A 23,595-nucleotide genomic window follows, 5' to 3' on the forward strand; every position below is an offset into this window, starting at 1 on the left:
AACTCTGTTTCAATGTCAACGTTTTATTTCGTTTTTTTTAAACTTTCTTTTCAGAAGATTCAAACTTAACTTTAAAACGTTAAGTTAACCAAATCGGCCTAAACCGCGCTAGATAACTCATTAAAACCGGGCTTACGTCGTCCTAACTCGCCCTAATTCGTATTTCCTATACATCAACCTCTTCGACTTGTCCCGAAGAAGTGGAGCGCATTTTAGAGATTTTTGACCTCACGTCAACCGCTAATTGTAATTAAATTGCATAAAAGTGTTTGTTTGCCTTTTAATTGTACAGCTGGTGCTTTTAATAAGCTAAAGCAGTGTAAATAGCATGCTGTTCAAATGAAAATACTATTATCTCTGTTTTTTCTTTTGCTCATACTAAGTTTTTAAAGTCTATTTTCTACAAAGCTAGTGCAAAGAGTGAAAGCTACAGTTAAAAATTAATGCTATATAGGTGTTTTTACTAATTTTTATAAACGAATATCGTGACTGGGAATGTTATATAGGTATATAGCTGAATAAATTGCATAAAAATTACACTTATTCTTGCACATTGCTAAAAGGTGGGTAACATAGAATTGCAATTTAAGTTTCTTATAAAATAATAATTAGGTATCCATTATGAAGTCTCCTCAACCATTAACGCTCATAGTAGCGTTAGTTTTCTCTGTAGCTATATACTTTTTAGCAAACGGTGATGTTATTGAACTTACCAGTATCAGCGCCGCTGTTATTGCTTTTGTTTGTGCATTCATCGCCCCGTTAATTGGCAAAGCTGAAACAAGTGTACAAGATGCAGACACAAGTATAAGTACTCTCTATGTTGGTAATTTACCTTATAGAGCTAATGAAGCTGCAGTAAGAGAGCTTTTCTCTGAATATGGCCAAGTTCAATCCGTTAGATTAATGAAAGATAAGCATACAGGGAAAAGACGTGGCTTTGGTTTTGTAGAAATTTCGTCAGCTGATGCCGACAAAGCGATATCTTCACTAAACGATAGTGAATTTCAACAGCGAACTTTAAAAGTTCGTGAAGCAAAAGAACGCCCAGAACCAGTTTCTGAGTAACCTGTTTATTTAAATACATTAGTAATGTTTTAATGTTTCAAATGCCGTTTATTTAGTAAACGGCATTATTCACCTTCAAATGTCAGCAAACCCACACCGATTTACCATTCTTTTATTCTAAATAAATGAATGCTCTCACTTATGTTCATCGTTTTGTATAAATTTTCATAGTTAATATGCTGTTATTTTCTAAATTTCACTTTATTGCTTAATTATTGATTTCTTTACTGATTAATAATTAAAAAAGGTGACATAAGTTGAAAAATCAAATAAAGTGTTAAAAAATGTAAACAAAGGGAGTTGATTACTATAATAATGAATAATACTAAGAGAATATAATGCTACAAAAAGTTTTTCTGTTTTTTTTAAAATTAACTGCCCTATTTTTAATCTCGATATCTTCTGCATATGCAGCCTCCGCACCTACTGTAGCTAACTTTTCTCCTGCGGAGTCGTTTATTGGTGAAGGGTTTTGTTTTAACGCAAACTTTACCAATAGTTCATCAGATATTGGCTATGGCCCATATTACTTACTAAATCTAGCTCCAGATTTAACATATCAGTCAGCAACATTTAGTGGGCTAGATTTAGAATTGGTTTCTAGTCAAACCTATGATGCGACAGAAACCTTAAATGATCCTATCTCTGGTTTACCTTTTACGGGAACTGAAGATGGAACTCTAGTAGCACTTACGATACCTGTTGGCTCGGTTTCAAATAATCAACAACCCTTGCAAGTGGAAGTTTGTCTTACGGTCGCTTTGGATGCTGAACCAAATATATTGCAAACTGACGCAATAGGAATAGTACCTGGTTTTCAATTTGGCGATAGTGCTACAGGCACAAAAGGGGAAGATACAATTGTTGGCTCTGCTGACAGTAATGACTTTACTCCTACCGTTATAAAATACACTATTTCAGATAGCACAGCAGAATCAGAAAACCCACCAGGTCCCGAATGGACTTACCCTGTTGTTGCAATTGCGGATATAGCTTCAACTAGAACAGTTGCTCCTATAACATTTCCTACCATTACTTTACCTGGCAATGTTAAATATGAAGGCCCTTTTTCAATTGTTGGTGGCACTGATTGTACTATATCGCCAGATGAAGCTACATTAGCGGCTAACTCAGGTGTAGGAAATGATGTAGACATCAACATCAGTTGTGCTTCAGGAACAGGTACAAATGGTAATTCGCAGGATATTCGTGCTGAATTTGACGTTTATATTACTGACACTTTAAATGCTATGACTTGCGACAGCAATTCAGCCATTAACTCAGCTAAGCATTTAGTGTTAAGAAAAAGTGTTGCTGGCAGCGGCACACCTGGCTCTACTGTTACCTATACTTATGCTTATCAAACCTCTGAATATATTGATGGTTTAAACAACTTTACGGTTACTGATATTTTACAAGATGGTATTAGTTACAGTGAGTTTGCTAGTAATCAAATTCAGTTATCTATTCAGCACAACGGCAGTAATAGCGCTACAACAACTTTAAATACTAACTTTACTGACTCTGGTACTTCATCAACGTTTGAAGATGCCGATATATTAGCAGCTATTGTTGCCGCAGGAGGCAGTATTGGGCCAGCGGAAAGCGGCACGATTACTTATACTGCGGTTATTGATCAAGATTATGATAACGGCCAACCTGTACTTACCCGTGATACGATTAGTAATGACGTTACCGCGACATACGGTTTAAGCGATGCGAGTGGCGCTCAAGGTTGTTTCGAAGATTCTAGTGCTACCGTAACTATTGATGATATTGATATCAGCAAAAACACCATAGGTTCAAGTACTGTTAAGCCTGGCGATATTGTACAATTCCAATTAACCATGGAAATCCCTTCTGGCGATGCAAATAACGTAGTGTTAACTGATGTATTGCCTCTACCTGTATTTACTGCAACAGACTTTCCTGCGGCAACACAAACAAGTTCAACTCCTTATCCTGGCTCTGCTAGCGCTGGTAACTTTATCGAATATGCGGGTACTTCTGATTATAATGGTGATTTTACTGTTACGCGTGATGCCGGTTCAAACAGTATCAATATTGATTTTGGTAACATTAGTACCGGCACTGCAAGTTCAAAAAATATTGTAATTAATGTATATGCTCTAGCAAGTAACGAACCGTATGCTGATGGTTTAAGTCTTGCCAATCTATTGAACGCTTCAACTAATAACACCGCCACCGATAACGCTACTAACACCACGGTGGCACAAATAACGGTTCGCGCTCCAGACGTTTCGATTACAAAAACCATAACCAGTGATACTAGTGATTTAGATGCAGGCGATCAAATTGACTATTTAATTACCTTGGAAAACACAGGTGGTGCTGATGCTTTTGACGTAACACTAACCGATATATTTGAAAGTACAATTGATGCTTCTTCATGTACTGTACCCGTATTAACCGGTGGTAGTGGTGGCTATTCTGGAGATTTTTCTACCGGCCTAGTTTTAGATGACACCTTAGCTTCTGGAGGTGGTTTAGGTGAAGCAGGTTCTGGTGATGAAACGGCAACCTTAACTTTTTCTTGTAATATCAGTAGTGATATTGCTGCGGGCACTAGCATAGATAATACCGCGAGTATGTCCTTTGCCGCAGGTGAAGGTGAATCTGCGTTTCCAACCCGAGAAAGTACCATTACAGCAACAAGCATTCGAGCAAGTGTTGTTAAAACATTAGTATCTACTTCAGAAACTGATAGCACCTCTAGTGATAGCCGAGATGAATTAGCTATTGGTGAAATAGCACGTTTTAGAATTGTTACCGCCCTGCCTGAAGGCCTTCATAGCACTGTTAATCTGAGAGATTTACTGCCACCAGAACTAATTTATCAAGACGATGGCAGTGCAAAGTTTGGTTTTGTCGGTGCAGGGGTAAGTTCATCTGAAATCGCCGATCCTGGTACTTGTACTTATACATTAGCAGACTCTAATGCGAGTCCCGACTGTGATATAACAGCAACCAATGGCTCTTTTAGCGCCGGTACCGACCCTACTTTCAATTTAGGTACAGTAACGAATAGCGATGATGATGCTGATGAAGAATATATCGTACTTGAAATCAATGCAGTTAAAGTTGACGGTGGAAACGTTAATTTCTCTAACCGAGGTCGATATACCGACAGTACAGGAAATGATACTTCAAACTCATTAAACCTAAAGCGTGTCGACCCTACCTTAACACTTAGTAAGGATGCAGATAATGCCGGTGGTGATGCCGGTGATGCCATTACTTACACATTAACAATTACTGCTCCAGCAAGCTCTGACTCAAGCGCTTTTGATCTCAGCTTGGTCGATATTTTACCGACAGAATTAATTTATGAGTCAGGCACCGCAACTTATGGTGCTTGTGATGCAGCGACCAAGAGTTTTGACGATAGTGATCCAAATGGCGCAGGATTTTCGCTGACTATTGATAAATTAGCAGCCAATGAGAGCTGTATATTTACTTACGATGCAAATGTTTCATCAGCTGCGACCCCTGGACAAGAAATTACCAATAATGCCACTTTGTCATGGACTAGTTTAGACGGCTCTGGAAGCAATTTATCTGGTTCAAGCCCCGGAACTGAAAAAACTTATCAAGCTACAAACTCTGCAACCGTAACAGTTGAATTAACAACATCGGAAAAATCTATTGTTAGCACAACATTCGCACATACCAGTGAAGCAGGTTCAGGTACTAGTTCATCAGAACGTTCGCTTTCAATCGGGGAAGAAATTAAATATCGTTTAGTTGTAACCGTACCAGAAGGCTCTGCGGAAAACTTTATTGTCAGAGATAACCTTCCCGAAGGGCTAGAGTATGTAAATAATACAGCCTTTGTTTCATTAGTCAGTAATGGTGGTTTATCATCAAGTTTAGGGGCTGGTCTTTGTGCAGGAGGTAGCCAAGCATCAACAGATCCAAATGTAACACCTAATTGTGCCATTACACCTAATTTAGGGGCGTCTGGAAATTCTGTTGATTTTGATATGGGTGATATTACCAACAGCGATGCAGATAGTGATCTAGAATATATTGTTATTGAATTTTCGGCATTAGTAATAAACCAACTTTCAAATCAACAAAATGTAACTTTATCAAATCAATTTGAAGTATTACTCAGTAACATTCAGAACTCTGTATCTAATAACATGTTAGCAAACATATTAGAACCACAGTTATCACTTACCAGTACAACAACGCCGAGCTCAGTAGATAACCGTACTAATGAAACACCAACATTTGCATGGTCATTAGTATTGACAAACGAAGGGTTAGCTCAAGCATTTCAAATTCAAGATGGTGACAGCGGTAACTGGCAAGTTCAACTTCCTAGCGGTGTTGAAAACATTACTGCATTAGATGTTTCAAGCACAGGCACTGTAGTTGATAACACAAACCTATCTACAGCAATAAGTAGCTCAGACTTTACGGTAAGTGGTGCAGATAATAACTTGCTAAGTATTAACCGTATTTTTTCCATGAGCCCTTCGGCTACACTAACCATTACCTTTAACACCAATTTACAAGCTACTGTTAAACCAGGCACAACCTTAACAGCGAATACTGATATTGATTATGCTGGGCAACAATCTGGAGCTTCAGCTGAAAATGTGCGTAACTTTGCTGACATTACAACAGGCACAGGCAACACCCCTGTTACTTCTACAAGTGCACCTTTAAATAATTACCGCACACAAACAGCAACGAGTGTAGTAACAACAACATCAACACCGGTTATAGGTGTAGCAAAAGAGTTAATTAGTAATACTTTTGATCCTGCTGACGGTACGTTTGATATTGTTTATCGATTTTATGTGGAAAACAGCGGCGATGTCGCGTTAAGCAACATTCAACTTACTGATGATCTTGCTGCCACTTTTAACCCTATAGCTTCAGGCGATATCAATGTAACCTCGATTACCAGCACAGATTTCACGGTCGATGGAACGTTTGATGGCATTAGTAACACTACATTAATAGATAACACTACACCTTCGGATTTAGCAATTAACGAAACTAAAACTTTAGACATTGCTGTTACTGTTAGTCCAGGTACAGATCTTAATACTTACAATAATAGTACTACTGCTGAAGCAGAAAGTGCTCGAGATGATACAAATACAACTAACGATACCTCAGTTAATGGTTCTGATCCGGATACAGCCAACGACGGTCCCGACAATGATACTAGCCCAACACCTGTTACCTTTGCGGTCGACCCTGCTCTTGGATTAGCTAAGTCAATTAATGGTGCCATTCAGAATAATGCCGACGGTACTTATACTTTTAATTATCAATTTAATGTTAAAAATACCGGCGATGTAAACTTAACTGATCTACAAGTTATTGATAATTTAAGTACCACTTTTGCCAGTGCTGATAGCTTTAGTATTAGCACACCAACAAGTGCAGACTTCACAGTAAATGCAAGTTTCAACGGTGTAGGTGACACTAATTTATTAGCGGCAAACCAAAGTTTAGCGGTAGGTGATAGTGGCACTATTAATTTAGAAGTCACAGTAACACCGGGTTCAACATTAACTTATAACAATAGCGCGACTACTTCTGCAAATAGTCCTAACGGAACTGCTAACGACACCTCAGATAACGGCACCGATCCTGAAACCAATAATGGTAATGCGGCCGATGACGATGCAACACCCGTAACCTTTGCTGAAGCACCGGCTATTGGCGTAGCTAAAACTGTAAGTGCAGGCCCTACCAATAATGGTGATGGTACACATACGCTAACTTACTCTATGGTGGTTAAAAATACTGGTGATATCAGCCTAAGCAATGTGCAAGTTGTTGATGACCTCACCACGACTTTTAGTGGCGCTACCTTTGTTGTTGATGCTCAGAGCACTGGCGGCACACTCACTATAAACAATGCCTTTAATGGCGATGGTGATAAAAATTTATTAGCCGCGAACCAAAACTTAGCGGTTGGCGCAAGCGAAACGATCAGCTTAACGGTAACCGTTACACCAGGCACTAACTTAGGTCCATACAACAACAGTGCAACCGCTGGCGCTACTAGCCCAAGTGGTGCAACGGTTAATGACACCTCAGATAACGGTACTGACCCAGAAACAAACAATGGTAATGCTGCCGATGACGATGCAACACCCGTAACCTTTGCTGAAGCACCGGCTATTGGCGTTGCTAAAACCGTAAGTGCAGGCCCTACCAATAATGGTGATGGTACACATACACTAACCTATTCTATGGTGGTTAAAAATACTGGTGATATCAGCCTAAGCAATGTGCAAGTTGTTGATGACCTTACCACGACTTTTAGTGGCGCTACCTTTGTTGTTGATGCCAAAAGCACTGGTGGCACACTCACCATAAACAATGCCTTTAATGGCGATGGTGATAAAAATTTATTAGCCGCAAACCAAAACTTAGCGGTTGGCGAAAGCGAAACGATCAGCTTAACGGTCACCGTTACACCAGGCACTAACCTAGGTCCATACAACAACAGTGCAACCGCTGGCGCTACTAGCCCAAGTGGTGCAACGGTTAATGACACCTCAGATAACGGTACTGACCCAGAAACAAACAATGGTAATGCTGCCGATGACGATGCAACACCCGTAACCTTTGCTGAAGCACCGGCTATTGGCGTTGCTAAAACCATTAGCACAGGCCCTACCAATAATGGTGATGGTACACATACGCTAACTTACTCTATGGTAGTTAAAAATACTGGTGATATCAGCCTAAGCAATGTGCAAGTTGTTGATGACCTTACCACGACTTTTAGTGGCGCTACCTTTGTTGTTGATGCCAAAAGTACTGGCGGCACACTCACCATAAACAATGCCTTTAATGGCAATAGTGATAAAAACTTATTAGCCGCAAACCAAAACTTAGCGGTTGGCGAAAGCGAAACGATCAGCTTAACGGTAACCGTTACACCAGGCACTAACCTAGGTCCATACAACAACAGTGCAACCGCTGGCGCTACTAGCCCAAGTGGTGCAACGGTTAATGACACCTCAGATAACGGTACTGATCCTGAAACAAACAATGGTAATGCTGCCGATGACGATGCAACACCCGTAACCTTTGCTGAAGCACCGGCTATTGGCGTTGCTAAAACCGTAAGTGCAGGACCTACCAATAATGGTGATGGTACACATACGCTAACCTACTCTATGGTGGTTAAAAATACTGGTGATATCAGCCTAAGCAATGTGCAAGTTGTTGATGACCTTACCACGACTTTTAGTGGCGCTACCTTTGTTGTTGATGCCAAAAGCACTGGCGGCACACTGACCATAAACAATGCCTTTAATGGCGATGGTGATAAAAACTTATTAGCCGCAAACCAAAACTTAGCGGTTGGCGCAAGCGAAACGATCAGCTTAACGGTAACCGTTACGCCAGGCACTAACTTAGGTCCATACAACAACAGTGCAACCGCTGAAGCAACTAGCCCAAGTGGTGCAACGGTTAATGACACCTCAGATAACGGCACCAACCCTGAGACCAACAATGGTAATGGTGGTTTGTCTGATAGCACCCCAGTGAGTTTTGTTGAAAATCCAGCGATTGGCGTTGCAAAAAGTATCAGTGCAGGCCCTACAAACAACAGCGACGGTACCTATACCTTAACTTATGCGTTAGTAGTTAAAAATACCGGTGCCATTAATTTATCTAATGTACAAGTTGTGGATAATTTAAATACCACCTTTAGTGGCGCAACTTATGTGGTTGATTCAAAGTCGACTGTTGGCTCTCTCAATATTAATAATGCATTTAACGGTGATACAGATACCAACTTACTTGCTGCAAATCAAAATCTAAGTGTCGGTGCTCAAGATACAATTTCAGTTACCGTTACGGTAACACCTGGCAGCAACCCGACTTACAGTAACAGTGCTACTGGTAGCGGTGACAGTCCAAGTGGAGCAAGTGTTAGCGACATTTCTGATGCAGGTAGCGATCCAGAAAGTAATAACGGTGCAGGCGGTTTTGATGATGCAACCACCGTAAACTTTGACGAGTCTCCTGCTATAGGTATCGCGAAAAGAATTAGCTCAGCCGTAGTTAATAATAATGATGGTAGCTATACCTTAACCTACTCTATGCTAGTGCAAAATAATGGTGATATTGAATTAAACTCAGTACAAATTATTGAAGACTTTGCTGTTACTTACCCTTCACCTGCTACTGTGCAAGTTGATAACGTCGTTAGTAATAATTTCACTGTAAATCCTAGCTTTAATGGTTATAGCGATAAGAACTTACTTTCGGCAAATCAAACGTTAACGTCAGGTGCGTTAGCTTCATCTTCTGCGACACTTGATCTTACTATTACCATTATTCCTGGTGCTAACTTAGGTCCTTACAATAATACGGCAAAAGTAAATGGTACAAGCCCAAGTGGCGCGGTTATCAGTGATGATTCTGATGATGGTACTGATGCCAATGGTGATAATGGTGATGGTAATTTAGCTACGCCAACACCAGTAACATTTACAGAAGCACCCGCTATCGGTATTGCAAAAGAGATTAGCGGTCCAGTGACTAACAATGAAGATGGCAGTTACAGCCTTATTTATAGTATTGTCGTAAGAAATATTGGTGACGTGATCTTAAGCAACGTGCAAGTTTCAGAGCCACTATCAACAACATTTAATGGCGCTAGTTTTACCCTTGGTACCATTAGCAGTGCTGATCTTAATATCAACAATGATTTTGATGGTGCTAGTGATAATAACTTACTTGCTTCAGCTCAAAGCTTAGCGATAAATACCTCAGCGACTATTTTAGTTCCGGTTACCATAACACCTGGTACTAACTTAGGGCCTTATAGTAATACCGCTGTCGCAACAGGTGAAAGCCCAAGTGGTGATAATGTTACAGACAATTCTGATAATGGTAGCGATCCGGCCACCAATAATGGTGATGCAGGTAATGATGATGCAACCGTCATTACTTTTACTGAAGCACCGGATATTGGCATAGCAAAAGCGATGACTGGCGTCAGTAATTTAGGTGATGGACGTTATCAAGTGAATTACCAGTTCAATGCTAAAAACACCGGTGATATTGTTTTAAATAATGTGCAAGTAACTGAAAACTTAGCCAATATATTTGCCGATGCCAATACATTTAGCGTATTAAGTTTGAGCAGTACGCAATTAACAGTAAATTCAGGTTTTGACGGTAGTACCGACACGAACCTATTAGACCTAAATCAAACACTGGCTGCTAGCGCCACTGCAACAATAGAACTTAGCGTAATTATTACGCCTGCTGGTGATCTTGGACCTTATAACAACAGCGTTTCTATATCGTCAACAAGCCCAAGTGGTGATAATTTCAGTGATGTTTCTGACAATGGTACTGATCCTGAAAGCAATAACGGTGAAGGCGGCCTGGATGATACAACACCTGTAACATTTGCCGAAGCACCTGCCATCGGTATTGCTAAATTGTTAGTGGCAGAGCCTACTAACAACAACGATGGTACATACAACTTAAGCTACCAGTTAGTGGTGGAAAACATCGGTGATATCTCTTTAAGCAACGTACAAATTGTCGAAGATTTACGGGCAACTTTCCCGGCACCTGCTACGTTTGTTGTTAACGCATTAAGTGCAAATACCTTAACGGTAAATGCTGATTTTGATGGCGAAAGCGATAGCAATATTTTAGCTGCTAACCAAAGCCTTGCCGTTGCCGCAAAAGATACCTTGTTACTACAACTAACCGTAACGCCGGGCGCAAACCTTGGCCCATACAACAATACTGCTGTCGCTTCAGGCCAAAGCCCTAGCGGTGATGATGTTAATGATAACTCAGATAATGGTAGCAATACCTCAGGCGATAATGGTGCAGGCACTAATGATGATGCAACCCCAGTTACCTTTACTGAAGCACCAGCCATAGGCGTAGCAAAAGCCATGACCAATGTCACCAATAACGGTGATGGTTCGTATGCACTTACTTACACCTTTAACCTGAAAAACACCGGTGATATTGCGCTAGCCAATGTACAAGTAGTTGATGATTTGATGGCAACATTCCAAAATCAAAACATCTACACCATTACCTCATTAAGTAGTGCGTCTTTAATGGTGAATAGTGCTTTTAACGGTGATAGCGACACTAACTTGTTAGCTGCGAATCAAAGCTTAGTGCTAGGCGCAAGTGACATTATTACCTTAGTGCTTGAACTAACACCTGCCGGTAACTTAGGTCCTTATAATAATAGTGCGTTAGCCTCAGGGGTTAGCCCAAGTGGCAATAGCATTGACGATACATCAGACAACGGTATCGACCCTGAAGGTAATAACGGTGAAGGGGGTCTTGATGACTCAACGCCAATTACATTTACCGAAGCCCCGGCCATTGGTATTGCTAAGTTATTAGTTGCAGAGCCTGTTAACAACAGCGATGGTACATACAACTTAAGCTACCAGTTAGTGGTGGAAAACATCGGTGATATCTCTTTAAGCAACGTACAAATTGTCGAAGATTTACGGGCAACTTTCCCGGCACCTGCTACGTTTGTTGTTAACGCATTAAGTGCAAATACCTTAACGGTAAATGCTGATTTTGATGGCGAAAGCGATAGCAATATTTTAGCTGCTAACCAAAGCCTTGCCGTTGCCGCAAAAGATACCTTGTTACTCAGTCTAACCGTAACGCCGGGTACCAACCTTGGCCCATACAACAATACGGTTGTTGCTTCAGGTCAAAGTCCAAGCGGTGCTGATGTTAATGATGATTCAGATAACGGTGCTAATACTATTGGCGACAATGGTGATGGAACGGATAACGATCCAACACCGGTTACTTTTACTGAAGCGCCAGCGATTGGTGTAGCTAAAACGGTAAGCGGTGAAATAGTCCCTACTGTCAATGGTAGTGTCGGCAACTTCGACGTGCCATTTGCTTTAGTTATTCAAAACAATGGTGATGTACCTTTAACTAATATCCAACTTGTAGACGACCTCAGCGCACAGTTTGGTAGTGCCTATGTCAGTGTGAGTGAAGCAGCAGAGATTACCGCCTCTACTGCTGAAGAAACACCTAACTTAAACACTGATTTCCCAGCAAACTTATTTGATGGCATCAGTGGTCGTTTAATGCCTGGGCAAAGTATTAATATTAGTTTCACCTTAGAGTTAAACCCTGGCGCTGAAGAAGCAAAAGGTATAATAACTAACCAAGCAGAAGCTTTAGGTACCTCTACAGGTGGTGTAGAAGTTAACGATTTGTCAGATAGTGGAACTAACGCAAGTAACAACCCTGCTAACGGTGGTGACAACCCAAGCGCACCTGGTAACAGCAGCGGCGGTACCGATGATCCAACACCATTTGAATTGCCTGCAGGTAGCTTGCAAGGTGTCGTTTGGATTGATGCTGATCGCAATGATGCCCTCAACGAAGGTGAGCCGCTACTGATTAACTGGACGGTACAAGTAACCGATACCAATGGAAATATAATTGCCACCATACTCACCGACGAAAATGGCTTTTTCTCTATTGAGAATTTACCACAAGGTGACTACACCGTTGACTTTATGACTCCTAACGGTACAACCTTTTTCAGTACCGTAGTGTATATTCCAGCGAATGAATCTGTCAATGTTCCGGTACCTGTTGATCCTAGTGGCGTGGTATACGACTCAATCACTCGTATCCCTGTTGCCAACTCATTAGTTAGTATTATTAATGACGCGGGCACAGTATTACCTGATGTTTGTTTACTGCCAAATCAGCAAGACCAAATTACGGGTGAAGACGGTTATTATTTCTTTTTATTATTCTTAGGCGCTGATCCAGCTTGTCAGCACAACGACATATTTACCTTAGTGGTTACTGCTCCTGAAGAAGAATATCAACCAAGCCATTCAAACTTGATATTGCCACAGGCTGGCGTTTTAGATCCTACAGGTCAGCAAAATCCATTTGCATTATCTAACTCAGCTACTGCACCAGAAATTGGCGATGACACTACATATTATATGGATTTCACCTTGGCCCAAGGTGATCCAGATGTGATCAACAACCATATTCCTGTTGATAAAATAGGTGTGAACCCAAGCATGATCCGCCTGACAAAAAGTGCTAACACAAAACAAACACTTATTGGTGGCTTAGTACGCTATAACATTCAAATTGAAAACATTAGCGAAGTTGATGTTGAAAACCTAACATTGATTGATTACCTGCCGGCAGGTTTCACTTATGTTGAAAACTCAGCCTATACCAATGATGCCGACGGTGAAATGCAAATAACAAGCAAACAACCACTGACCGTTTCAGGTATTGACGTACCCGCAGAATCGACGGTTGAATTTGTCTATATACTTCGCGTAGGTGCAGGTGTAGCTCGCGGTAAACATATCAACCGAGTATCTCCTTACTTAGGCAGTGCGCCAATTGGTAATGAAGCTACAGCAACCGTTATCGTTGGTGCGGATCCTGACTTTGAAGAAGTCACTATTCTTGGCAAAGTGTTTGACGATAGAGATAGCGATAATTGGCAAGACAGCGCTAATGCCTCAGCAGTGTTTATTCAAGGTGGCATTAACGAAAGTAGTTATATCGCCAAAAGTACCTTCATAATTGATGCTGATGGCCAACGCCCATTAGCTGATGCAAGTGCACCGCTAAATCACGGTATTGATTTAGGTGATTTATCGGGTCGCAGTAGTGAAGCCGATAAAGCTAGCAATCATCAAATAATTATTCGTCAGCAACTTAAAGACTTAGCCTTTACTGATAATTTAACTCTAACCACTGCAGAAGGTACTCATCTAACCATGAGTAGCCAAGGCAAAATAGTCGCCAACCCTGTAGGTAAAATGGCCGACGGATTAACTGCGCAAGATTTACGTATTGAGCGCAATATTACCGTACTTGCAAATGGCAATTATCAAGTTGACCTTGTCATTCAAAACCAAGGTATTCAAGAAATTGGTATTCCGGGAGTAAGAGTTGCTACTGTTGAAGGTTTATATATTGAAACCGACTTACATGGTCGATTCCATCTAGAAGCAGTCGACGTTGAAAACCTAGCCCGTGGCCGTAACTTCTACATGAAAGTTGATAAAGCAACGTTACCACCTGAAACAGTTTTTGTTAGTGAAAACCCAAGAGTTAAGCGTATTACACAAGGTTTACCTGCACGTTTTGACTTTGCAATTCAACTAGCCAAGCAACAGTTAGGCGGTAATGAACAACATGCTTTAGTTAAACTTGGTGAGTTATTATTTAATGAAAATAGCGCTGAAATAAATACAGAACATAAAGCGTGGTTAACGCAAATGTCCAACACCATTAACCAATATCAAGGTGGAACGATACAAATTACAGCTCAAGCGCACACGCAGGCGTTAGCTTATGCTCGAGCCAACAATACCTATCAATGGCTATTGCCACTAATTCGTGAAGATCTTCAGTCTTCGTTTAGTGTTGAATTAGTAGAAGAGGTTAATGGAAGTTTTGCCTCTATTGTAAATATTGCAACACAAACTCAACTTGGAAAAATTCTATTCGAGTCTGACAAAAGTACAATAAAAGCAAAATATCAACCATTACTCGACAGCATAGCTAAGCAATTAGTGAATGCAGAAAGTGGCCACTTAGCTATTACCGGCTTTGCCGACAACAGCGCATCAGAAGATTACAACCTAGCGCTAGGCTTACGCCGTGCTAAAGCTGTATTCGAACAATTAAAAACACGCATGCCTGCAGAAGTTTGGGAAAAATTGACCATCAAAATACAAAAATTACAAATCGAGAATTCAATGACGGAGGGTAAATAATGAGAAACTTTATCCAACGTCATTCACTAGCCTTTACCTGTAGCGTTTTATTAGCAGGCGTAACCACACATTCTTTTGCGAGTAACTTAAACACTAAAAGCAGCGAAGCTGTAATTGAAACAACAACCAAGGCCGAGCAACAAACACCGGTATGCCCTCCTGGCGCATGTAAAACGGCACAAGGTTTTAGTGTTGAAATTATCAGCAAGGGCGAGCAAGCTGCGAGCGTAAATAAAACCCCGAACGATCGCCGAGTAGAATTAGCACTGAGTAAGCAAACACATGAAGTAGCAACGGCTGAAAAACAAGCTAAAACAGTAGTGCAAGGTGACTTTTTAGTCAGAATGCCATTAGGTGGAATTTTTTGGGCTACAGAAGATCCTGCTATTACCGCCCCTAGGTTAAGCATTAGCGCACCGCAGGCGATAAAATTTGATGGCCTTAACAAGTACGATGCTAGATTTAATTACTTTACCAACTATCCTGCGTTTATAGAACACTTAACGTTAGTGGTTTATAAAGGTAACGATGTTGATTTAATTGACCCTCTTTTTAGCAGTGAATTAACCGAACTTGATAGCCATGGCGAAATATCATGGCAAGTTGAACCATCAACATTGAACACGATGATCGCCGGCGATAGTTTACGTTACGTGCTACGAGCGTTTGATGCTGAAGACAACATGGACGAAACAGAAAGCAAATTAATACAACTTGTTTCGCCTGAAGCTTACGACAGCGGTACATACCTTGATCAAGGTAACAACCAACAGTCGTTGCAAGCCAATAACTCAACTCAAAATCAATTTAATAACCAAAACACCTCTGCCAGTTTTACATCTAGCAATGTAACCACTGACACAAATACAGCCAGTACTGGCAGCTTTGGAACAAATGAACTTATCAAACAAAACATTCCAATTACCGGTAGTCGTGTGCGTATTTTTGGCCAAGACATACCCGAAGGCTACAGTATTGAAATTAACGGTAAAGACTACCCAATAGATTTAGAACGAAAGTTTGCTAGCGAACATTTACTGCCAATTGGTAACTACGTATTTGACCTCACCTTAAGTGGTGAAAAAGGCACAATAACTAAACCACTTAAAGTTGATGTAACGGGTAAATATATGTTTTTAGCGGCGCTTGCCGACATCAACATCAGCGAAAATAAAGTGACTGGCAATATTGAACCATTAGCAAGCGACGACAGGTACGATGACGACTTACTCATCGAAGGCCGCCTTGCATTTTATTTAAAAGGTAAGGTTAAAGGAAAATATCTAATAACCGCACATGCTGATACTCAAGAGCGTGAATTATCACAGTTGTTTAATGGCTTTTTAGATAAAGACCCCGTAGATGTTTTTAGACGTTTAGATCCTGACAAGTACTACCCGGTTTATGGTGACGACTCAACCACCACACGCGACGTAGACACTCAAGGGCGTTTTTATGTCCGTGTTGATTGGGACAAATCTCTCGCGCTTTGGGGTAATTACAACACCGGAATGACCGATACAGAGTACAGCCAGTACAACCGTAGCTTATATGGCGCAGTACTTAACTGGAAGTCAACTGAGTCAAATGCTTACGGCCAAGAAAAAAGTCAATTAAAAGCCTTTGTTTCTGAAGCACAAACCGCTTTAGGTCATAGTGAGTTTTTAGGCACTGGCGGTAGTATTTATTACTTAAAGCACACCGATGTATTACCCGGCTCAGATAAGTTAGTCATAGAAGTTCGCAATCCAGATACCGGCATAACGCTCGATAGAATTGATTTAACTCGCGATGCTGATTACCAAGTTGACGAACTCCAAGGCCGTATTATTTTATCGCGCCCCTTACTCAGCTTTTCACGTAACAACGCCAATAGTATTATTCGCGATCAACCACTCGACGGTAATCAATTACTATTATTAGTTGATTACGAATACTTACCAAATGGCTTTAGCGCTGATCACTTAACTGCTGGCGGACGAGCTAAACACTGGTTTAACGATCACATTGCCGTTGGTCTAAGCTACGTTGATGAAAATCGGGCCGGTAACGATTATCAACTTGCCGGTGCCGACTTAACCTTGCAAGCAGGCAAAGGTAGTTACATAAAAATTGAGCACAGTGATACCCGCAACAGCCAAGCGCCAGTGTTTTATTCAGACAACGGTGGTTTAACCTTTCAGCAAGTAAATATTATTGACGACGAGCTAACAGGCAATGATAAATCTGGCGATGCCTTAAGTTTTGAAGCGAGAGCAAATCTAAAAGCTTTAGGCTACACAGAGCAAGAGTTAACAGCAGCGGCATGGCATAAAAATACCGGCGCTGGCTTCTCAATTGCTCGACGTGACTTAACTGAAGATATCACTGAAAAAGGGGTTGAAGTATCAGGCCAATATAGTCAAACAGGCCACTACAGTACCAGCATAACGAAACAAGAGTCTGGTAATAATGAGCGTCAGCAAATTAGCTTTTTTATTCAGCAAAACCTTGATAACAGCGGTAATATCAGTGCAGAAATAAAACAAATAAAAGAGCAAATAAACCTGCAATCTCAAACCGGTTTATTGGCTGCACTTGGCTACCGTCAACGTTTAACACCAAGCTTTGAGCTTTACGGTATTGCCCAAGGTACACTTGAAGCCGACGACGGCTATGAAAACAACGACTTAATCACGCTAGGCGGTAAATACATACTAGAGAGTCGATCTAGCATTGGTGCAGAGTACGCTACAGGGCATCGTGGTGACACCGCTGCGCTTGATGTTGATTACCAAGTTAATAGCGATCACAACCTTTACAGTCGCTACAGTTGGTCAACCGATACAACTAGCCCGCTACTTGCCTCTAACGATACCAACGGCCTTACCTTTGGTCACCGCTCAAGAGTAACTGATAGCCTAAACGTATTTAATGAAACGCAAACTATCAATGAAAGAAATGAATCAGGCTTTGTGCATGTTTTTGGTGTTAACTACCTGCTCAGCCAAGGCTGGAATTTAGGTGGTTCATTACAACATGGCGAACTAACACTGATTGCCGGTAATGTTGAGCGCGACGCTGCTTCTCTTTCGTTAGGGTTTCGCGATAAAGATATGCAATGGCAAACAAAATTAGAGTATCGCGAAGATAAAGGCGCTGAAGAGCGTACACAGTGGCTTACCACCAATCGCCTAAATTACTTAATAAACGATTCTTGGCGTGTCGCTGCTAAATATAACTATTCAGATACTGAAGATGATATTAGCCCAGATGCCAATGCCACGTTTACTGAAGCGAGCGTAGGCTTTGCTTACCGCCCTTTTGATAACAACCGTTGGAACTTATTAGGAAAATATACTTATTTATACGATTTACGCGGTTTGGCGCAAACTAACTTTGGTACCGATCAAAAGTCACAAATTTATACCTTAGAAGGTACTTACCGTTACAACCCTGAGTGGGAATTTGCTGCAAAACTAGGCCGAAGAACAGGAGAGTTACGCTCAGGTCGCGGTATTGGTGAATTCTTTAAAAGCACAGTTAACTTTTCTGCATTGCAAACTCGCTATCACATTATTAAACAGTGGGATGCACTACTTGAGTTTCGTAGTTTAAAAGTGGTTGAGTCGAACTCAACACGAAATGGTTGGCTTGCAGGTATAGATCGACACATAGGTCAACACTTTAAAGTCGGTGTTGGTTATAACTTTACTGATTTTAGTGACGACTTAAAACTTACTGATTACGAGTACAAAGGTTGGTTTATTAACCTTGTTGGTAAATATTAAACCTGTGTTAAATTAAGCGCTGCTTGAATAATTCACTCATATAAATAATCAGGTTAAAGCTGTTAACCGCTTTAACCTGATTTCATTCTTTTTCTTTTTATCTTTTCTTTTACACATCAGGTTATCTCATTTCAATAATTAGTCGGTTTTGTTTGACTAAAGACTATGCTTAAAAAGCGATTTCTTCTAGAATACAGCCTTTATTTAGTAGACAAAAATTGGTCACTGGCTAGAATATTCGCCTTTTTATTCAGCTATGATCATTTCCAACAAGGTATTTCAATGTTTAGTCATATTCACCCCGATAACTATCAACAACAGCTTGACGAAAAACAGCAAAGTATTTCAAATACTTTCGCTCAATTTGACTTACCAACTTTTGAAATTTATCCATCGCCTACTTTAAATTATCGCCAACGTGCCGAATTTCGTGTTTGGCATGATGGTGACGACCTTTACTACATAATGTTCAATAGTGAAACTAAAGAAAAATTTAAAGTTGAAGATTTTCCCGTTGCGAGTGTGCTGATCAACCAATTTATGACCGCACTTTTAGCCGACATTAGAAATAACGCAATTTTACGCCAACGATTATTCCAAGTTGACTTCCTCTCAACACTCAGTGGCGAAGTGTTAATTAGTTTGCTTTATCACAAACAATTAGACGAGCAATGGATTGAACAAGCACAACAGTTAAAGACCCGTTTATCTGCCATTGCACCCGTTGATATTATTGGCCGTGCGCGTAAACAAAAAGTTGTGCTAGATAAAGATTTTGTTATGGAAACATTATCGGTAAATGGTGAAGAGTTTCATTACCAACAAGTTGAGAACAGCTTTACCCAACCTAATGCGAAAGTAAATGAAGCCATGTTACTTTGGGCGCAAAAAGCCACTAAAAACACCGGTGGTGATTTAATCGAGCTGTATTGTGGTAACGGCAACTTTAGTATCGCCTTGGCACAAAACTTTGATCGCGTATTAGGCACTGAAATATCAAAAACATCGGTTAAATCTGCACAAATTAATATTGCAGCTAACAAACTAGATAATGTTGATATTGTAAGAATGGCCAGTGAAGACTTTAGCCAGGCAATGAATGGCGAGCGTGTTTTTCGTCGCTTAGAAGGTTTTGATTTGACCAGCTATAACTATCAAACCGTATTGGTTGATCCACCAAGAGCTGGGCTTGATCCTGACAGCGTTGAGTTAGTTTCTCGTTTTGAACGCATTATATATATTTCATGTAATCCTGAAACACTGCGCGATAACTTAGTTGAACTGGTAAAAACGCATAAAATTGAACACTTTGCTTTATTTGACCAGTTCCCTTATACCCATCATGTAGAAACCGGCGTTATTTTGTCACGCCTTTAACTTTAGTTTTTCGCAATTCAATAAGGTTATCATTGCGAACACTGAACTCAAATGCACCTCGAGCAATAAACCTTAATTGTTTAATTGTTCGTTGTGCTAATGCGGCCAAATCCTTTTTATCGCAGTCTAACGCGTCAGATCCAGCACTAAATACAATAGTAACAGCAGCATTAGCTTGTAAATATGCAAGTTCTGCATCGAGCTTATTGGCTTGTTGTAAATAATCGCAAAGTTCTAAGGTAAAGTAACGAATTTCACGATTAACCGCAGCACGAAATGCCGGCGAAGTTCCAGAGCGTTCACGTAATAACAACCGAAAAATATTACCGTTGTTTTCAATAAATTCCATAAAAGTGCGTACAGAAATTTGAATCACTGAACCGCCCTTTTCAATCCGCTGCCTAGCTTGTCGCATTAATTGGCGCAAAGTTAAACCTGCCTCGTCAACCAAGGTTAAGCCTAACTCGTCCATGTCAGAAAAGTGCCGATAAAAAGATGTTGGCGCCAGGCCAGCTTCTTTAGCAACTTCACGCAAACTCAAACTAGAAAAACTACGTTCACTACTCAACTGCCCTAAAGCAGCATCAATTAATTGACGACGCGTTTTCTCTTTTTGCAGTGCTCTAATACCACTCATCGCCAGTATACCTTTAATTTATTTCATGCTAAAACTAGCCTGATATGATACTAAAAATCGTTAACATTACTAGTTAATTGATATTAATCCCTAAGCAACCGCTAAAATAATAATCACAATTATTCATCAACAACACTTGACTCACCATCGAGTAAAGATAGAATAGCGTACATGTGTACACCGAAACATGTTTTGGTGCTTAAGCCCTAGATGGATAATTAATGAAAAAACCACCTATTATTTGGTTAAATGTATTTGTATTTAGCATTACCTTCTTATTCGCTGTTATCGCAGTTCCTTATCGTGCATTTACTCATGGCTTTGATGCGACTGAAATTACTGCCGCTATAATTTGCTTTATATATTGTGGCATGTCGATTACTGCGGGCTATCACCGTCTTTGGTCGCATAGAACTTACCAAGCTCATTGGTCTTTAAGATTAATTTACGCTTTAGGTGGTGCATTCGCATTACAAAATAGTGCTTTACATTGGTCTTCGGATCACCGTATTCATCATAAACATGTTGATAAAAACCATGTTGACCCTTACTCAGCAAAAATGGGTTTTTGGCATTCACACATAGGTTGGATGTTAAGAGATCATCAACCTAAGCAATATAACGACTACAGCAATGTCCGCGATTTACAAAAAGACGCTATTGTTGTTTGGCAGCATAAACATTATTTATTACTGACCATTTTAATGAACTTTGGCGTGCCTATTCTATTTGGTTTATGGCACGGCGATATGATCAACAGTTTATTGTTACTTGGCTTTTTACGTTTAGTGCTAAGCCATCATACGACCTTCTTTATTAACTCGTTAGCGCACATCTGGGGTAAGCAAACCTACACAGATAAAAACACCGCGCGTGATAATGGTGTATTAGCGTTTTTCACTTTTGGCGAAGGCTATCATAACTATCATCACATTTTTGAGAATGACTACCGTAACGGTATTCGCTGGTGGCACTTTGACCCTACGAAATGGTTAATTAAAGGTTGTGAGCACTTAAAACTTACGTCAAAGTTACGAGTAACACCTGAAGATAAAATTGAAAAAGCCCGTTTATCCATGATCTTACTTCGTAGCCAACAGAAAATAGCAGCTCACCCTGATGCGGAGCAACGCTTAGAAAGGCTACAACATGAGTATGATGAACTTATTCATAAAGTTAATGAGTTTTATGCAGTGCGTAAAGCCTTACTGGCTAGTAAGCGTGACCAGTTAATGGCTGATGTTGAGAACTCTGAAGTTATGGCGCAATATCAAGAAATTAAGCGTCGATTAGCTGAGCAACAACGCAGCTGGCAAAAAATGGTAGAAAAACTCGCGTAAAAACAGTACCAATACAGTGCCGATATACCAATTGAATGCATTAATTCAATTGGTATTAGATTTAATTCCTGCTAAAATTTTTACTATTGAAGCAGGAATTAAAGGGTTAACCGTTGAGTAAACAAGCAAAAGCCGAAACTAAGAAAGCAAAAAGTAAAACTAAAAGCTACGATTTCGATGCCATTATAATAGGCACAGGCCCTGGCGGTGAAGGCGCAGCCATGAACTTAGCCAAACGAGATAAGCGAGTTGCTATTATTGAACGCTATCATCACGTTGGCGGCGGCTGTACTCATTGGGGTACTATTCCATCAAAAGCTTTGCGACAATCTGTAAGCAGATTAATCGAATATAACTCAAATCCTTTGTTCAATGCTGGACAGAATGCTAAAGAATTAACCTTTCAAGATATTTTAGGCCATGCTTCGGCAGTTATTCGCAAGCAAGTAAATTTGCGTAGTGGCTTTTATAATCGCAACCAAGTTGAACACTATTACGGCGAAGCTTCATTTGTTGATGCTAATACCATTCAAGTACTGCGCGCTGATGGTACCATTGACACCATAACAGCAAAACAAGTTGTTATTGCAACTGGTTCACGCCCATATCAACCTGACGATGTCGACTTTTCTCACCCAAGGGTTTATGACTCTGACAGCATATTGTCATTAGAACATTCTCCACGCCAAATTATTATTTACGGCGCTGGTGTTATTGGTAGTGAATACGCCTGTATTTTTCGCGGCTTAGGGGTCAAGGTAGATTTGATCAATACCCGTGATCGCTTGTTATCATTTTTAGATGATGAAATGTCAGACTCGTTAAGTTATCACCTATGGAACAACGGTGTTGTTATTCGCCACGGTGAGCAAATTGAACGCGTAGAAACAAATGAAGACAGTGTTATTGTGCATTTAGAGTCAGGCAAAAAAATGCGAGCAGACTGTTTATTGTTTGCAAATGGTCGCACAGGTAATACTGCTGACTTAAAACTAGAAAATGCCGGGTTAAAAGCTGACGGGCGTGGACAATTAAAAGTTAACGATTCATACCAAACTGAAGTTGAGAGTATATATGCTGTAGGTGACGTTATTGGCTACCCAAGTTTAGCCAGCGCAGCGTTTGACCAAGGTAGAATTTGTGCCAGTGCAATGCTTGATAGCGAATGCAAAACAAAACTGACTGTTGATATACCTACCGGCATTTATACTATTCCAGAGATAAGCTCGGTGGGTAAAACCGAGCAAGAGCTAACCGAAGCTAAAATTCCTTATGAAGTTGGTCGCGCACAGTTTAAACATTTAGCACGCGCACAAATTTCGAATAATTTAGTCGGCTCATTAAAAATACTTTTCCATCGTGAAACCAAAGAAATATTAGGTATTCATTGTTTTGGTGAGAATGCTGCCGAAATTATTCATATCGGTCAGGCGATTATGCAACAAACCAATGGTGGCAATACCATTGAATATTTCGTTGAAACAACGTTTAACTACCCAACCATGGCTGAAGCCTTCAGGGTAGCGGCATTAAACGGATTAAACCGGTTGTTTTAAATAAATATAAAAGGGCAAGGTTATGAATAACCT

The 23,595-nt window shown here is 40.4% G+C and carries 7 protein-coding genes; 6 read left to right on the forward strand and 1 reads right to left on the reverse strand.

The window, feature by feature from the left end; genetic code table 11:
* Positions 1-621: 621 nt before the first annotated feature.
* The 4 genes from B6A32_RS16875 (at position 622) to trmA (ending at position 20,029) form a co-directional block, all read left to right on the forward strand.
* The gene (locus tag B6A32_RS16875; RefSeq protein WP_085306096.1) at positions 622-1,068 is read left to right on the forward strand and encodes an RNA recognition motif domain-containing protein; all 447 of its coding nucleotides are present in this window, start codon (positions 622-624) and stop codon (positions 1,066-1,068) included.
* Between the two features lie 338 nt (positions 1,069-1,406).
* Positions 1,407-14,882, forward strand: a complete 13,476-nt coding sequence (locus tag B6A32_RS16880; RefSeq protein ID WP_085306097.1) for an OmpA family protein — start codon at positions 1,407-1,409, stop codon at positions 14,880-14,882.
* On the forward strand, positions 14,882-18,652 hold the full coding sequence (locus B6A32_RS16885) for a TonB-dependent receptor (RefSeq protein WP_085306098.1): 3,771 nt from the start codon (positions 14,882-14,884) through the stop codon (positions 18,650-18,652). The genes B6A32_RS16880 and B6A32_RS16885 overlap by 1 nt, the downstream gene beginning before the upstream one ends.
* A gap of 282 nt (positions 18,653-18,934) precedes the next feature.
* Complete coding sequence (gene trmA / locus B6A32_RS16890; protein WP_085306099.1) at positions 18,935-20,029, forward strand: tRNA (uridine(54)-C5)-methyltransferase TrmA; 1,095 nt, start codon at positions 18,935-18,937, stop codon at positions 20,027-20,029.
* Here the strand turns inward: trmA and fabR are convergent.
* Positions 20,010-20,666, reverse strand: coding sequence for an HTH-type transcriptional repressor FabR (gene fabR, locus B6A32_RS16895; RefSeq protein WP_085306100.1), 657 nt, complete (start codon positions 20,664-20,666; stop codon positions 20,010-20,012). The genes trmA and fabR overlap by 20 nt on opposite strands.
* Positions 20,667-20,887: 221 nt before the next feature.
* Between fabR and B6A32_RS16900 the strand changes: the two genes are divergently transcribed.
* Positions 20,888-22,006 carry a fatty acid desaturase gene (locus B6A32_RS16900; RefSeq protein WP_085306101.1) on the forward strand — a complete coding sequence of 373 codons (1,119 nt, stop codon included), beginning with the start codon at positions 20,888-20,890 and terminating at the stop codon, positions 22,004-22,006.
* Between the two features lie 113 nt (positions 22,007-22,119).
* Entirely contained in the window at positions 22,120-23,562 is a 1,443-nt protein-coding gene (gene sthA, locus B6A32_RS16905; RefSeq protein WP_085306102.1) for a Si-specific NAD(P)(+) transhydrogenase, read from the forward strand.
* Positions 23,563-23,595: the final 33 nt, after the last annotated feature.

The sequence above is a fragment of the Colwellia polaris genome (assembly GCF_002104515.1).
Taxonomy (GTDB): domain Bacteria; phylum Pseudomonadota; class Gammaproteobacteria; order Enterobacterales; family Alteromonadaceae; genus Cognaticolwellia; species Cognaticolwellia polaris.

What these genes read in the sequence shown, in the direction of transcription:
- B6A32_RS16880 (WP_085306097.1), top strand. Translation starts at nt 1,407, where the DNA reads ATGCTACAAAAAGTTTTTCTGTTTTTTTTAAAATTAACTGCCCTATTT.
- B6A32_RS16875 (WP_085306096.1), top strand. Translation starts at nt 622, where the DNA reads ATGAAGTCTCCTCAACCATTAACGCTCATAGTAGCGTTAGTTTTCTCT.
- trmA (WP_085306099.1), top strand. Translation starts at nt 18,935, where the DNA reads ATGTTTAGTCATATTCACCCCGATAACTATCAACAACAGCTTGACGAA.
- B6A32_RS16885 (WP_085306098.1), top strand. Translation starts at nt 14,882, where the DNA reads ATGAGAAACTTTATCCAACGTCATTCACTAGCCTTTACCTGTAGCGTT.
- B6A32_RS16900 (WP_085306101.1), top strand. Translation starts at nt 20,888, where the DNA reads ATGAAAAAACCACCTATTATTTGGTTAAATGTATTTGTATTTAGCATT.
- fabR (WP_085306100.1), bottom strand. Translation starts at nt 20,666, where the DNA reads ATGAGTGGTATTAGAGCACTGCAAAAAGAGAAAACGCGTCGTCAATTA.